Origin of the sequence: Wocania ichthyoenteri Th78, from assembly GCF_000789235.1 — a bacterium.
Taxonomy (GTDB): Bacteria; Bacteroidota; Bacteroidia; order Flavobacteriales; family Flavobacteriaceae; genus Wocania_A; species Wocania_A ichthyoenteri.
Genome location: NZ_KN525716.1, coordinates 1,676,818 through 1,691,653, shown reverse-complemented (window position 1 = coordinate 1,691,653; position 14,836 = coordinate 1,676,818). Strand labels below are relative to the sequence as shown.

Annotated in this window: 13 protein-coding genes; 9 read left to right on the top strand and 4 right to left on the bottom strand. The window is 31.5% G+C overall.

The window, feature by feature from the left end; translation table 11 throughout:
* Positions 1–107: 107 nt before the first annotated feature.
* Genes RG22_RS07330 through RG22_RS07320 form a run of 3 tightly spaced genes read left to right on the top strand, consistent with a single transcriptional unit; the run spans position 108 to position 2,752 of the window.
* Positions 108–1,088: an outer membrane beta-barrel protein gene (locus tag RG22_RS07330; RefSeq protein ID WP_034042103.1), complete on the top strand. Its 981-nt coding sequence runs from the start codon at positions 108–110 to the stop codon at positions 1,086–1,088.
* A 59-nt stretch (positions 1,089–1,147) separates the two neighbouring features.
* Positions 1,148–1,486 (top strand): P-II family nitrogen regulator, encoded by a 339-nt coding sequence (locus tag RG22_RS07325; protein WP_034042101.1) that lies wholly within the window; start codon positions 1,148–1,150, stop codon positions 1,484–1,486.
* A gap of 24 nt (positions 1,487–1,510) precedes the next feature.
* Positions 1,511–2,752 carry an ammonium transporter gene (locus RG22_RS07320; RefSeq protein ID WP_034042099.1) on the top strand — a complete coding sequence of 414 codons (1,242 nt, stop codon included), beginning with the start codon at positions 1,511–1,513 and terminating at the stop codon, positions 2,750–2,752.
* Positions 2,753–3,220: 468 nt separating this feature from the next.
* Here RG22_RS07320 and RG22_RS07315 read toward each other — a convergent pair whose 3' ends face one another.
* Positions 3,221–5,812 (bottom strand): phosphoenolpyruvate carboxylase, encoded by a 2,592-nt coding sequence (locus RG22_RS07315; protein ID WP_034042097.1) that lies wholly within the window; start codon positions 5,810–5,812, stop codon positions 3,221–3,223.
* 253 nt (positions 5,813–6,065) lie between these two features.
* On the opposite strand from RG22_RS07315, the gene RG22_RS07310 reads away from it, so the two are divergent.
* Genes RG22_RS07310 through nadB form a run of 3 tightly spaced genes read left to right on the top strand, consistent with a single transcriptional unit; the run spans position 6,066 to position 10,449 of the window.
* On the top strand, positions 6,066–7,871 hold the full coding sequence (locus RG22_RS07310) for a hypothetical protein (protein ID WP_034042095.1): 1,806 nt from the start codon (positions 6,066–6,068) through the stop codon (positions 7,869–7,871).
* A gap of 56 nt (positions 7,872–7,927) precedes the next feature.
* On the top strand, positions 7,928–8,854 hold the full coding sequence (nadA, locus tag RG22_RS07305) for a quinolinate synthase NadA (protein ID WP_034042094.1): 927 nt from the start codon (positions 7,928–7,930) through the stop codon (positions 8,852–8,854).
* 2 nt (positions 8,855–8,856) lie between these two features.
* A complete protein-coding gene (gene nadB / locus RG22_RS07300; RefSeq protein ID WP_034042092.1) occupies positions 8,857–10,449 on the top strand; it encodes an L-aspartate oxidase in 1,593 nt (530 codons plus the stop codon).
* A gap of 15 nt (positions 10,450–10,464) precedes the next feature.
* On the opposite strand, the gene RG22_RS07295 is transcribed toward nadB, so the two are convergent.
* The 3 genes from RG22_RS07295 to RG22_RS07285 form a co-directional block, all read right to left on the bottom strand.
* Positions 10,465–10,800 (bottom strand): single-stranded DNA-binding protein, encoded by a 336-nt coding sequence (locus tag RG22_RS07295; RefSeq protein WP_034042090.1) that lies wholly within the window; start codon positions 10,798–10,800, stop codon positions 10,465–10,467.
* A gap of 348 nt (positions 10,801–11,148) precedes the next feature.
* Complete coding sequence (locus RG22_RS07290; protein ID WP_034042088.1) at positions 11,149–12,135, bottom strand: KilA-N domain-containing protein; 987 nt, start codon at positions 12,133–12,135, stop codon at positions 11,149–11,151.
* Entirely contained in the window at positions 12,128–13,054 is a 927-nt protein-coding gene (locus tag RG22_RS07285) for an IS1595 family transposase (protein ID WP_034042086.1), read from the bottom strand. The genes RG22_RS07290 and RG22_RS07285 overlap by 8 nt, the downstream gene beginning before the upstream one ends.
* 165 nt (positions 13,055–13,219) lie before the next feature.
* On the opposite strand from RG22_RS07285, the gene RG22_RS07280 reads away from it, so the two are divergent.
* From RG22_RS07280 to RG22_RS07270, 3 genes are all read left to right on the top strand, one after another.
* Positions 13,220–13,756 (top strand): hypothetical protein, encoded by a 537-nt coding sequence (locus tag RG22_RS07280; RefSeq protein ID WP_156113360.1) that lies wholly within the window; start codon positions 13,220–13,222, stop codon positions 13,754–13,756.
* A gap of 158 nt (positions 13,757–13,914) precedes the next feature.
* Positions 13,915–14,445 (top strand): GNAT family N-acetyltransferase, encoded by a 531-nt coding sequence (locus RG22_RS07275; RefSeq protein ID WP_034042082.1) that lies wholly within the window; start codon positions 13,915–13,917, stop codon positions 14,443–14,445.
* A gap of 2 nt (positions 14,446–14,447) precedes the next feature.
* Complete coding sequence (locus RG22_RS07270; protein WP_034042080.1) at positions 14,448–14,798, top strand: hypothetical protein; 351 nt, start codon at positions 14,448–14,450, stop codon at positions 14,796–14,798.
* Positions 14,799–14,836 lie beyond the last annotated feature (38 nt).

Sequence of the window (14,836 nt, the reverse complement as noted above, 5' to 3'; positions counted from 1 at the left end):
AAATTAAGCTATTGACCCTATTTTTTAAAGGGTTAAAATATTTTTTATATAGTTTTGAATTGTTCTAAGATAAAAAATAAGGGACTAATAACTAAAAATTGAACATTATGAAAAGAATTACAACACTTTCAATGCTTTTTTTTGCAACTGTATTATTTGCTCAAGAAGAAGCTAATAAAAAGAAGTTTGCCTTTAATGGTAGTGTAGATGCGTTTTATAGCGCAAATTTAAATGCTCCTAATGATGATAGTTATGTATCTCCAGGAACATCGTTTGCAGATTCTCCAGGGTTTTCATTAGGCATGGCAAATCTTATTGCTTCTTATGAGGGGAAAAAAGTTGGTTTTGTTGCCGATTTAGTTTTTGGCCCACGAGGTGAGGCAGCAAGTGCAACAGTGCTTAATCAAATTTATGCTTATTTGAATTTAAGCGAATCGGTAAAATTAACCATGGGTAAGTTTAATACTTTTTTAGGCTACGAAGTTATTGCGCCTGCTGTAAATTTTAACTACAGCACGTCGTATCTATTTTCTAATGGTCCTTTTTCGCATACAGGAATTAAAGTAGATTTTACATTTAGCGACGATATTAGCTTAATGTTAGGATTAATGAATCAAACCGATGTTACTGAATTTAATCCTGATGGTAGTTACGCTGTTGGAGCTCAATTAGGAGTTTCTGGTCAATTTCTTAATTTATTATATGACAAGGCTGGATTAGGTTTTGAGATAGATTATACAGGAGGTGTAGATCTTACAGACTCATTTTTCTTAGGCCTTAATGGTGCTTATGCAAGTAATGACGGAAATGGATTTTATGGTGTTGCTCTATATCCACAATTAATGACTTCTGATGATTTCTCAATTGGTTTAAGGGGCGAATATTTTAATTGGTTAAATGATGGTGTTTTGGTTGATGAGCCTAGTGTTTTTGCTGTAACATTAACAGGAAGTTATACGGTTGAAGATTTAATAATTAAGCCTGAATTAAGATTAGATAGTCATTCTGATGATGTGTATTGGAATGCAGATTTCGAACCTACTAGCAGTTTAGCATCATTTACATTAGCCGCTATCTATACATTTTAATATAATAAATAATATGAGATTTCCTCCTACGAGGAAATGAAAAAAACAAGCATTTAATCATGAAAAAAATTGAAGCAATTATTAGAAAATCCAAGTATAGTGCAGTTAGAGATGCCTTGCACGAAGTTGGTGTGAATTTTTTCTCTTACTGGGATGTAACAGGGTTAGGGAATGAAAAAGAAGGGCATGTATACAGAGGCGTGTCTTATAGTACAAGTGATATACAACGGAGGCATTTAGCAATTGTTGTAAATGATGATTTTGAAGAAATAACCGTTCAAACCATTTTAAAAGCAGCAAGAACAGGTGATGTAGGAGACGGAAAAATATTTGTTTCCGATGTCAAGGAATGCTACAGAATACGAACAGGAGAAAAAGGCGGAGATACTTTAAGATAATAATCATCAAACAATAAAAATATTATGGAATTACTTACAATAAATAATGTATGGATGATGATCTGTACAGCACTCGTTTTCTTTATGCACTTAGGTTTTGCATTTTTAGAAATAGGATTAACAAGACAAAAAAACACATTAAACATACTTTTTAAAAATATTTTTATCATTACAGTTGGACTGCTTTTATACTGTTTGGTTGGCTTTAACTTAATGTATCCAGGGTTTGAATCTGGTGATTGGGGAATATTTGGATTTGCCGGATTTGGGTTAGATTCTCCACTTACTAATACAGGAACTTTAGATTTAGGTTATAATCAAGGCTATACCTATTGGACAGATTTCTTATTTCAAGGCATGTTTGCAGCAACAGCAGCAACCATTGTTTCTGGAGCAGTAGCAGAACGTATGAAAATTTTACCATTTATGATTTTCACAATTGTATATGTTGGATTTATATATCCAATTGCTGGATCATGGAAATGGGGCGGTGGATTTTTGCAAACATTAGAGACACCCTTTTACGATTTTGCAGGTTCTACATTAGTGCATTCCGTTGGTGGTTGGGCAGCATTAGTAGCCGTTTGGTTATTAGGGTCTAGAATTGGTAAATTTAAAAACGGAAAACCACAAGCCATTCCTGGGCATAATATTCCTTTAGCAACTGCTGGTGTAATAATACTTTGGTTAGGTTGGTTTGGGTTTAACGGTGGTTCTGTGCTATCTGCAGATCCTAGTTTAACATCTTTAACATTAGTAACAACTTGTTTAGCAGCGGCTGCTGGAGGTGTAGTAGCTATGTTAGTATCAACAATTTGTCATAAAAATTTAGACTTAACTATGTTTTTAAACGGTATTCTAGGTGGGCTAGTTGCTATTACTGCAGGTGCAGACCAAATGAGTCCGACCAATGCTATTTTAATTGGTGCTATTGCAGGAGCTATTATAGTATTTGCAGTGAGTTGTATTGATAGATTGAAACTAGATGATCCTGTTGGTGCCATAGCAGTACACTTAATTTGTGGTATTTGGGGAACATTAGCAGTTGGAATATTTGGAGCATTAGCAGGTTGGAGTCAATTTGTTAGTCAATTAATTGGCGTGGTTTCTTATGCTGCTATTTGTATCATTTCCTCTTTTATAATCTTTATAGTATTGAAGAAAACAATGGGAATAAGAGTTTCTGAAAGAGAAGAATTAGAAGGTTTAGATGCACATGAACATGGTATGGATGCTTATCCAGATTTTAGATTGAATGAGCATTAAACTATTGGGGGTAGAAGTATTGAAAAAAGGTCTGACTTTATGTGAGACCTTTTTTTTTGCTTTCTGATTATTATCAAATTTAAACTTAAAACCGTATATGATTTATTGCTTACATTTAAACCTAATAAACATTTAAAAAAGAAAATATCATGGCAAAAGGGAAAGATTCAAAAAAGAACGTTAAAAAAGAACCTACTAAAACTCCAAAAGAAAAAAAAGAAGAAAAGAGGTTAAAGAAATCTAAATAGGATTATTTGTATTCTGAAAAACAAATAAAAACAATAGATGTAAAAAATTGATAATTTTTAAAACCTAATTTTAAAAATGAAAAAATCGCGGTTACAAAACCGCGATTTTTATGGTGTTACCTGGAAATTAAAAAATGAATTTGTATTGTTAATTACTGAGACAGTATGTTTAAATTTTCTATCGAAAACCTACTTAGTCGATTTACATTTTACATAACCGTTAAGCCGAATTCCTACTTGCATTAATATTTCCAAAAAGCGAACGTGTTACTATTTTTTCGAAAATTTTCTTTTCTTCATTATCATCGCTAACACCTGCTTTTTCTAATTCCTGAATTTTTTTAAGTGCATACTGTTGTATGGTTAACAACGGTAGAACAATCGATTCTCTAACTTCAATAGATGCTTTTCCAGAAGGTTCATTTTCCATTAATGTTTTATATCCTGTAAGTTTTAAAAGTAATCTTTTAGTGGTAGTGTATTCATCGTGAATAATATTCCAAAAACCGCCAAATTCTTCATCTTTAGACATGTATTTTGTTAAATCGAAAAACGATTTAGTCAAAGACATCATACTATTTTCTAGTAAGGTTTTAAAGAATTTTGAGTTGTTATATAGTTGTACTACTTTATTAAACTCGCCAGCATCTTCATATTTTTTAAGCGCCGTACCAACACCAAAAAAACCAGGGACATTTTGTTTTAATTGACTCCATGAACCCACAAAAGGAATAGCTCTTAAATCTGCAAATACTAACTTATCTGAAGTCCCTCTTTTTGATGGTCTGCTTCCAATATTTGTTTTTGCATAGTATTTTAAAGTACTCATGCGCTCTAAATACGGAATAAACATCGGATGATTTTTAAAGTTTTTATATGTTTGATAACTAGTTTCAGCCAAATCAGTCATAACTAATTTATTGTCGGCAGACATTTCTTGTCTATCCTTTCCAATACGGTTAATAATACCAGAACTAATAAGCTGTTCTAAATTATATTGTGATGAGTCTAACGTGCCAAAATTAGAGCTTATAGTTTGCCCTTGTATGGTAAGTTGCACTTCTTTATCTTCAATAGTTGGGCCTAAAGACGAGTAAAATTGATGTGTTTTTCCGCCACCTCTAGCAGGTGGTCCGCCGCGACCATCAAAAAATATAGCCGTAATGTCATACTTTCTAGATATTTCTGTTAGCAATTCTTTGGCTTTAAAAATACCCCAGTTTGCCATTAAATAACCACCATCTTTTGTGCCATCTGAAAACCCAAGCATAATAGTTTGTTTATTTCCTCGACTTTTTAAATGAGACATATAAGCAGGATTTGTGTATAGCTCCTCCATAACAGCTGGCGCATTTTCTAAATCGGTAATGGTCTCAAAAAGAGGCACAACGTCAACAGTTAGTTTATCTTTAAAAGCTACTATTTTAAGCATTGCAAAGAGCTGCATAACATTTAAAGCTGTTTGGTTGTTACTTATAATATATCGATTTGCTCCTTGTTCGCCATTGGTAGTTTGAATGTCTTTTATAGTTTCAATAGTTTTTAAAGTATTATACACCATTTCATCTTCAAAAGCATCAATATCTATCGATTCGCCATCGACTTCAGATAATATTTTTATTTGATCTTTTTCAGATAACTCATTATAGTTTTTAGGGAAAGCATCGCTTTCGTTTTCAATTAAATGATCTATAACTGTGGTGAAAACACTGTGATGAATTCTACTATCTTGTCTAATATCTAAAGTAGCAAAATGGTATCCAAATAGATGAATTCTATTTATTAAGTTGTTAATTTCGCTAACGTATAACGATTGGTGTTCTTTAATAATAAGGTTTCTTATGCTCAATAGCTCTTTTATAAGTTCTTTTGAAGAAATAGTTTTTTTGGTTTTTAAATTGATGCTATAATTGTATAAGATAGTTTCTAACTTAATAATCCGTTCTTCAACACCTTTAAAAGTAAGTTTACGTCTTAAATCTTTAAGATCCCCATAGTATTTTTTAAGAATCGCTTTTTTTAATTTATTAGCAACTTTAATTGTCGTTTTTGGTTTTACAAATGGGTTTCCGTCTCGGTCTCCACCAGGCCAAAAGCCAATATTTATAATTTCGTTATGTTTTTTGCCATCATCATAAATGTTTTGTTGGATGTAATTATAAATTTCGCCAAACGATGTGTAAAAAACATTTTCTAAGTACCATATTAAACTTTTTGCTTCGTCGTATGGTGTTGGTTTTTCACGTTTAAAAAACGGTGTTTTTCCTAATTGCGCAAATAAGTTATTAATTTCAGAAAGATTGTTGTCTTTTATGGCTTCAGTTAAATCGGTAATAATTCCTAAAACCGAACCAGGATAAAATTGCGTTGGATGCGCTGTTAAAACAATACGAACTTTAAATTCTTCAAGATAAGCTTGTAAATCCTCTAATTTGTTTTCTGCAATTGCGGCTCCTTTAAGGTTTCTCAAAGTACCAATACCTTCCATATTATTTACAATAGGGAATGCGGCATCTTCAATAGCATCAAACAAAACGACTTGCCTTTCAATATATTGAATAAAACGGAACAATAAATTTATTTGACTTTGTTTGTTTCTACGTGCTTGGTATTTTTTAAAGAAGGTATCTACAATGGTTGTTGGGTCGTCTTCATTTGCAAATCCTTTTTTACAAGTTTCATGAAATAAAGGAAGTAACACTCCTGTTTTTGTAATAGAATCAAAAGGCAATGTCATAAATATACTATTATATATTTGGAATTTTGACAATACGTTTTGTTTAAATCGGACTAATTTTGGTTCTACAGACATAATATCAATCTAATGAAAATTAACTGTAAAAATACTAAAGCTTTAATGAAACAGCATAGGCGCGTGTAAGTTTTATCAATTTTTATAGTTTGATAGATTCTAATTAAGAATAATTAAAAAAAACAGACACGATCCATGTATCTTTCTAATGGTATTGAAGAAACGATTTTGATTTATTCATTATTTAGAATATGATATATGTCATGTTCTATACTGGTTGAACAGAATATATTTGACGATTAACAAAGCAAGTATGAAAAAAGCACATTCGTTTCATATTCCTGTAATGGGAATTGGTTTTACAATAGACACACCCTTAAAAGTGGCGCAGTACGGTATGGATTCGGTAATCTCTTTAGTAGACGACATTCTATTAGAGAAATTAAGAAAAATGTACAGCGAAAAATTTAAAATACCTTATACTGAGATTACAGATAAAATAGACGATTTTAGAGCAAAAAGAATTACCTCGTATCTAAATTTAATAAACGATTTAGCTGATAAAAAGTTTGAATCATTAAAACAGTTAACCGCTGAAAAAAGTGACGATTTATTAGCCTACATTAATATGTTACCAGATGGTTCTAAAATAAAGACTGAATTTAAAAAAATAACGTCTAAGGAATTTAATTTTTCAGACATTAAAAATTGGGTAACTAGCAATTTATCAATCGGCAGTATAGATGTGAATATAATGACCAAAGTAGATAAGGACAATTATAAAAATAGTGAAAAACTACCCACAGAATATAACGATGCCCATGCTGCTTTAAGGGGTTTTGCTAATAGTAAACTTAATTCTTCTGTTGTGTTTTCTGCTGGAATGAACCCAAGATTGTATAGTTACATGTCTCAGTTTAATGATTTTTTTCCTGATGAAAATGGGGTGTTTAAAAAGAAAATTATTTTAAAAGTTAGCGATTATAGATCGGCATTAATACAAGGTAAATTTTTAGCAAAAAAAGGCTTGTGGGTTTCTGAATATAGAATAGAATCTGGATTAAATTGTGGTGGACATGCTTTTGCAACAGACGGCTATCTTTTAGGCCCTGTTTTAGCAGAGTTTAAAGAAAAACGGGAAGATTTAAAAACATCAATTCAAGAATTACTTAATCAAGAATTGCAAAATCAAGGACGAGTTGTTCCTAAAACATCATTACAAATACAAATTTCAGCTCAAGGAGGTGTTGGAACAGAGGAAGAGCATGAGTTTTTGTTAGATCATTATAATTTAGATTCCATAGGCTGGGGATCACCTTTTTTACTTGTGCCAGAAGCCACAACCGTTGATGAAAAAACTTTAAGCAAATTAGCAGAAGCTAAAGAAGAAGATTTGTATCTAAGCGATATTTCGCCTTTAGGAGTGCCATTTAATAATCTTAAAGATAATACTAAAGATACTGAAAGACAGGTTTTAATTGATAAAGGAAGACCAGGGAGTTCGTGCCCTAAAAAGTTTGTAGCGCTTAATAAAGAATTTAAAGAGACTGGTATTTGTACAGCATCTAGAGAGTATCAACATTTAAAAATAAAAGCTTTAAAAGAACAACAGCTTTCTGAAGAAGCGTATGAAAATCAGTACCATAAAATTATCGAAAAATCTTGTACTTGTGTTGGTTTAGGTACATCTGCTTTATTAAAATATAACTTGGACACTAAAGTTGAAGGCGAAGGTGTCTCCATTTGCCCAGGACCAAATATGGCATATTATTCTAAAATTATGAGTTTAAAAGACATGACCGATCATATTTACGGAAGAGCTAATATGATAAGCAGAAACGATCGTCCAAACTTATTTGTTAAAGAGTTGCACATTTATATTGACTTCTTAAAAAATAAGTTAGACGAAGCCAAAGAGTCTTTTAATAAAAAAGAAGAAAAATATCTTTTAACTTTTACTAATAATATGAAAGCAGGCGTTTTATATTATCAAAACTTATTTAAAAGCTTAAAGGACGTGTTTGAAGACATTAAAACAACCGCTTTAAATGAATTAGAAAAAAGCGAATTAACTTTAAATGAGATTCATTTAGAAATTAAAAAGTTGTCAGTTGTTTAAGTTTAATAAAAAGTTAATTAAGATATTTGTAGAATATTGAAAATTAATAGAATTAAATGGACTTAGTAAAAGAAATAAATCGATTAAAAAAAGAAAAGAATGCAGTAATTCTTGCACATTATTATCAAGTTCCAGAAATACAAGATATAGCCGACTATGTGGGAGATAGTCTAGGTTTGTCGCAAAAAGCAGCCGAAACCGATGCTGAGGTTATTGTTTTTGCTGGTGTGCATTTTATGGCAGAAACAGCAAAAATATTAAGTCCAAATAAAACAGTTGTGTTGCCCGATTTAAACGCAGGCTGTTCGTTGGCAGATTCTTGTCCGCCAGAAGCTTTCGAGAAGTTTACTAAAGCTCATCCCAATCATGTAGTGATTACCTATGTAAATTGTTCGGCAGAGATAAAAGCGTTAAGCGATATTGTTTGTACTTCTTCAAACGCATTAAAAATTGTAGAATCTATTCCAAAAGAAACCCCAATTATTTTTGCACCCGATAAAAATTTAGGCGCTTACATCATTAAAGAAACGGGGCGAGATATGTTGCTTTGGGATGGTAGTTGTATAGTGCACGAAGCATTTTCAATGGATAAATTAATAGAGCTTCATAAAAAACACCCTGATTATAAAATTATTGCACATCCAGAATCTGAAGAGCATATTTTAAATACAGCCACTTATATAGGCTCTACTTCGGGTATGATTAATTATGTAAAAACACATCAAGATCAAAAATTTATTGTGGCAACAGAAGCTGGTATTTTACATAAAATGCAAGAAGAAATGCCTAACACAGAATTAATTCCTGCACCTGCGAAAGAAGATAATACTTGTGCTTGTAGTGAGTGTCATTTTATGAAAATGAATACACTTCAAAAACTATACGATTGTTTACTTAACGAATCGCCACAAATTGAAGTTGATAAAGCTATTATTGAGCGTGCGCTATTACCTATAGAACGTATGTTAGAGTTATCAAAATAACTATGATGACTACAAATTATTTAGTTATTGGTTCGGGTATAGCAGGTTTAACATTTTCGGTTAAAATTGCTGAAAAATTTCCAGATCGAACAATAACCATAATCACTAAAGCTAGCGAAGATGAATCCAACACAAAATATGCTCAAGGAGGTGTTGCAGTTGTTCTAAATGCTAAAAAAGATTCTTTCAAAAAACATATTAAAGACACCTTAATTGCTGGTGACGGACTTTGTGATGCATCTGTTGTTGAAATGGTTGTAAAAGAAGGGCCAAAACGCCTAGAAGAACTTATGGCTTGGGGTACTAATTTTGATTTTGATACGAGCGGAAATTTAGATTTAGGAAAAGAAGGTGGGCATTCAGAATATCGTGTAGTGCATCATAAAGATATTACAGGAGCAGAAATTGAGCGTGCTTTATTAACCCGAGTGCATCAACTACAAAATATTACTATTTTACCGCATCATTTTGCTATAGATTTAATTACAAATCATCATTTAACACATAAAAAACCAAATAAAGATGCATGTTATGGCGCTTATGTTTTAGACCAAAAAACGGAAACAATTTTTACTATAAAAGCAGATAGTACATTATTGGCTTCCGGTGGAATAGGTTGGGTTTATGGGCATACAACAAATCCTGTAATTGCAACTGGCGATGGTATTGCGATGGCGTACAGAGCAAAAGCAAAGATCTTAGATATGGAATTTGTACAATTTCATCCTACAGCTTTATTTCATGCAGATGGTAAATCGTCATTTTTAATATCTGAAGCCGTAAGAGGTTTTGGAGCTTATTTGCGTAATAAAGCAGGAGAACGTTTTATGCCAAATTATGATGAGCGAGCTGAACTTGCCTCCAGAGATATTGTATCGCAAAGTATAGATAACGAATTAAAGAAAACAGGAGATACTCATGTGTTTTTAGATTGTACACATTTAGATATGATGGCGTTTAAAAAACACTTCCCTAATATTTATAAAAAATGTAAAAAGCATAATATTAATATTGAAACCGATTGGATTCCAGTAGTGCCAGCATCACACTATTTATGTGGAGGCATTGATGTTGATAAAGATGGAAAAACGTCTGTCCCAAATTTATTTGCCTGTGGCGAATGTACAAGAACGGGACTTCATGGAGCTAATAGGCTGGCGTCAAATTCGTTATTAGAAGCTTTAGTATATGCTCATAATATTTTTAAATACCTTAGTAAGGCTAACAATGAGTCTATAGATTTGAATATTCCTAATTGGAATGATGAAGGTACTAGTAACCCAAAAGAGTATGTTTTAATTCAGCATAATTTACGCCAATTACAAGCTTTAATGCGAGATTATGTAGGGATAGTTCGTAGCAATAGCAGATTAACTAAAGCCATTACACATCTCGATTTAATTTATAATGAGGTTGAAGATTTTTATAAAGCATCAAAAATTTCTACATCGCTTTGCGAATTAAGAAACATGATAAATGTAGCGCATTTAATAATTAATCAATCTTTAGATAGAAAAGAAAATAAAGGAGGATATTTTAATGTCGATAATGTAAAAAATAGTGAAACTTCTATTAAAAATAGAAGCTTCACTTAATACTAATAAGTTAGTTTATTGTTTTCCAAGCATCAATAATTCGCTACAAACTACCTCTGTTATATAGCGCTTGTTGCCTTCTTTATCGTCGTAACTACGTGATGTTAATTTACCTTCAATAGCAACTTCTTTTCCTTTGGTTACATATTTTTCAATTATTTGAGCCGTTTTTCCCCAAGCAACTACATTATGCCATTGCGTGTCTGTAATTTTTTCACCTTTATTATTGGTGTAGCTTTCGTTGGTAGCAATATTAAATTTGGCTAATGTTTTCCCTGATTCTAGATTGATGATTTCTGGATCGTTTCCTAAGTTACCAATCAACTGTACTCTGTTTCTAAGTGTGTTCATAATTTTAAATTTTAATCGTTAAACAGTTAATACTATCGAGTTCTTATGTTTCGACAGGGCAAATATGCGATGCCTTCCAAAAGTTATTCGGTTATTACTTACTTAAAATCGTTTGTAAATGCTTGTAGTCGTTTGTAAACGAATAATTTTTTCTTATATTGGGGAACTATATATAAGTTTACACCAGAAAGTAAAGTTTAATTTCGCACTTAGAAATAGTGCTTTTTTTGAAGTATGTAAGTTGTCTAATCCTCTCTATCGACCGCCACTAATTCAGCAGTAATCCAAGATTGAGCGTCTTGCCGACTTGTAAAGTCTAATTAGGTTCTTACTTTTCAATGAACGTTATTATTTTTCGTCTTTAGGATTGTAATTCAATCCTTGTTTTAATTTTTTATTGAAGTCAGATAAAGCCTTTTTATTTTTATCTAATATGTTTTTTGAAGTTTCCTGTTCTAATTCCTCGCCTGTTTTTTCTTTAGCTTCAATGTAAGTAGTATCATTTTGTCTCCTAACAGCCTTTAATATATCTATCTTTTTGAGCTGCTCTAATTGTTCTTGCGCTGCCTTTAATAAAATTTTATATCTAGCCGATTTAGAAACATCTTTTTTTATCATTTCTGCATTGAAAGACTGTAAATTAGACATTACATTCAACTCATGTATACTTGCAAAATCTCTAACATTTAATTTGTTTTTTGCGTGAGCAGGATTTGCATCTCTCCATTCTCTTGCTGTACATCCAAACAAAGCTAAATTTAATAAGTCCGCTTCTTTCGCGTATTCAATTCCTTTTTTACTATCTGGAAGTGTTGATTTTGGTATTATATGCTTTAGTATTGCATCAGTGTGTAGGTGGTAGTTAACCTTGCTTAAAACTCTCTTTATATCCCATTCTAAATTAAGAGTGTCATTTTCAATGGTTTTTAACCTTTGATACTCTTTAACTATGTAAAGCTGGAACATTGGGCTTATCCACATTCCAAAATTAAACGCTATATCTTTGTGAGCATAAGTTCCTCCATATCTTCCAGCTTGCGCTGTAATACCGATAGAATTAGTTTTTAAAACCCATTCTTTAACGCTGATTTTAAATGTGTTAGTGCCAGAAGACTGTCTAATTAGGGCGTATTCGCCATAATTAAAATCTGGGTTATTCATTGTCTCCCAAGCTGAAAGGTATTCAAGAGTGTTAACGTTTCTTAACCAATCACTTGTAAAGAAATCTCCGTCTTTTGCCTTAATCATATCTGTTAAGCAGATATAATCTTCATTTCCAATTTCAGTTAAAGAAACAGGAATTCCCTCAACTACTATTTTTTTTACCTTACTCACTAATCAATTCTTTATAAGTTATTCTATTCTCTATATTACACAAAAGTAAATTAAATCTATCACTTTCAGAAGATTTTCTAGTATTGTATCTAAATACAAATTCATCAACATAAAACTGTAAATGTTTTTTAGATGTGAAATGATAAATACCATAAATACCACGCTTTAACAACGCCCAAAAACTCTCTATTGAGTTTGTAGATACTCTACCTCTCACGTATTCACCTCTACCATGTTTTACTGTTTTATGGTCGTAAACACGCTCTAATTTATTGTAAGCCTTTAATTCATCTGAATAAATAGTAGCATCATACGATATGTTGTTTACTATTGGCGGTATTAAAGATAATTCCGTAGCATCTACAACATGCATTGCTCTAACATCGCCACCACGTTCAACCATCCCTAAAACGGCCGATTTTTTGTAATGTTCTTTTGTTGCTTCTGATTTGTCAGCTCTAATCTTTGTGCTTCTGTTTCCGTTTTTACCACCTACATAAGTTTCGTCAATTTCAACTTCTCCTTGTAACTTATCGTTGTTATCTTCATTCAATCCAAAACAGTTTCTAATACGTTGTAGCATAAACCACGCTGATTTTTGAGTAATCCCTAAATCACGACCTAATTGTAAAGATGAAATGCCTTTTTTATGTGAAGTAACCAACCAAATAGCCATAAACCACTTTTGTAATTCCATTTTAGTATTATCAAAAATGGTATTGGTCTTAACATTGAAGTATTTTCCTGTATTTTTACATTTATATTTGTTTCCTTTACAGTTATATACTTTAGAAGTAGCATCAAAAGGACTTACAACGTTTCCGTTCCAACGCAATAACTCTAAATGGTCTATACAAGCTTGTTCTGTTGGGAACGCTTGTATTAAGTCTATTATTGATTTTACTTCTTTATTGAACATCTGATTGGTTATTTAGATATTCAAATATAGTAGTTATTTACACAATAAACAAATATTTGGTGTAAAAAAGAACTAATATTTTAATTATTTTGAATCGTTATGAAAATTAGTTTTAAAAAGTTAATTGAAAAGCTAACTCAAAAGGACATCGAGAATAGTGTTTATATGAAAACACTCGAAATGGGCTATAATTCTAATGAGAAGGGCATTTCTTTTGATGAAGTTGTGGAGAAGTTAAAAATAGATATTAGCAACGAAGATTTTGAAATTAACTTTGTGATATGGTTCTATTCAAATTTTTATAATAATAAAGTAGAGCCAAAAATTTTAGGTTTGAATACAGCAAGCAATTCAAATTATTACTTGAATAAAATAACGTATAGGGATTATAAACAGTATAATGCATCCAAATCATACATAAAAGGCGATGCGCTAAATAGATATATTGTTAAAAGAACAAGAAGGTCTTCAATGAACGCTACCTATTTAGCTTTTGCATCTCTTTTTATAGCCCTGTTATCAATAGTTATTCCTATTGTATTCCCCAATTACTTTAAGCCACAGCCAAACGAAATAGTACCCGAATACAGGAATGAAAGTCAACAACATGAACAAACCAATTCTCCTGATGCTGAAGCTGGAACAAAAGACATGCACAATAGCCAAACTGACACCGCAACAAAATTGGATAGTATAAATTAGGGTTAAAATAAGTTCTAAATTACTCATCTAAAACACCTCCTCCTTTCCAAAATAAAATAATTCCGTAAATTGAATTGATTTTCGGAAAGCCCGAAAACGGTGTAAACAGGTATATAAATCCCTTATATTGGCATCTATATAACAAGATCCAATTAAAAATGAAATTCAACATTGAAACCGAAAGATTAATTTTAAGAGAATTAAGACAAACTGATTTAGATGGTATGTTTGAGTTAGATTCTAATCCTGAAGTTCATAAATATTTAGGAAACAAACCAGTTAAAACTATTGAAGAATCTCAAAAAATACTCGATAGTGTTTTCAATCAATATAAAGAACGCGGTATTGGCAGGTTTGCTGCTATTGAAAAGTCTTCAGGCAATTTTATTGGCTGGTCTGGAGTACGATTAAATACAGAATATAATATGAATGGCTTTACTAAATATTACGATGTTGGTTACAGACTTATACCAAAATATTGGAGAAAAGGTTATGCAACCGAATCTGGAAAAGCAGCAGTTAATTATGCTTTTAATGTTTTAAAATTACCAGAATTATATGCTACAACTGAAATAGGAAATCAAGCGTCGCACCATGCACTTTTAAAAATTGGATTGCATTATATTGAAGATTTTTATTTTGAACAAGAGCAATTAAACTTGCGTTGGTATAAAATTCAAAACGAATAATTATGGAAAAGAAATGTCCAGAATGTGGTGATAAAATTATTGGCAGAATCGATAAAAAATTCTGTAGTGATGGATGTAGAAATGCCTATAACAACAATATTAACAAAGACCACAAAAACTTAATTAGAAACACCAATAATAGGCTTCGTAAAAATTATAGAATTTTAGAAGCCCTAAATCCAGATCAAAAAACAAAGGCCTCGCGAGCAAAACTTATTGAAAAAGGATTTGATTTTAATTACTTTACAAGTATATATACTACAAAAGCAGGTACTATTTATTATTTTGTTTACAACCAAGGCTATTTACCTCTTGAAGGTGATTATTATGCTTTGGTGAAAAGAGAGAATTAAACTGTAACTTTTTTAAAAAAGTATTACTAATTAAGTGT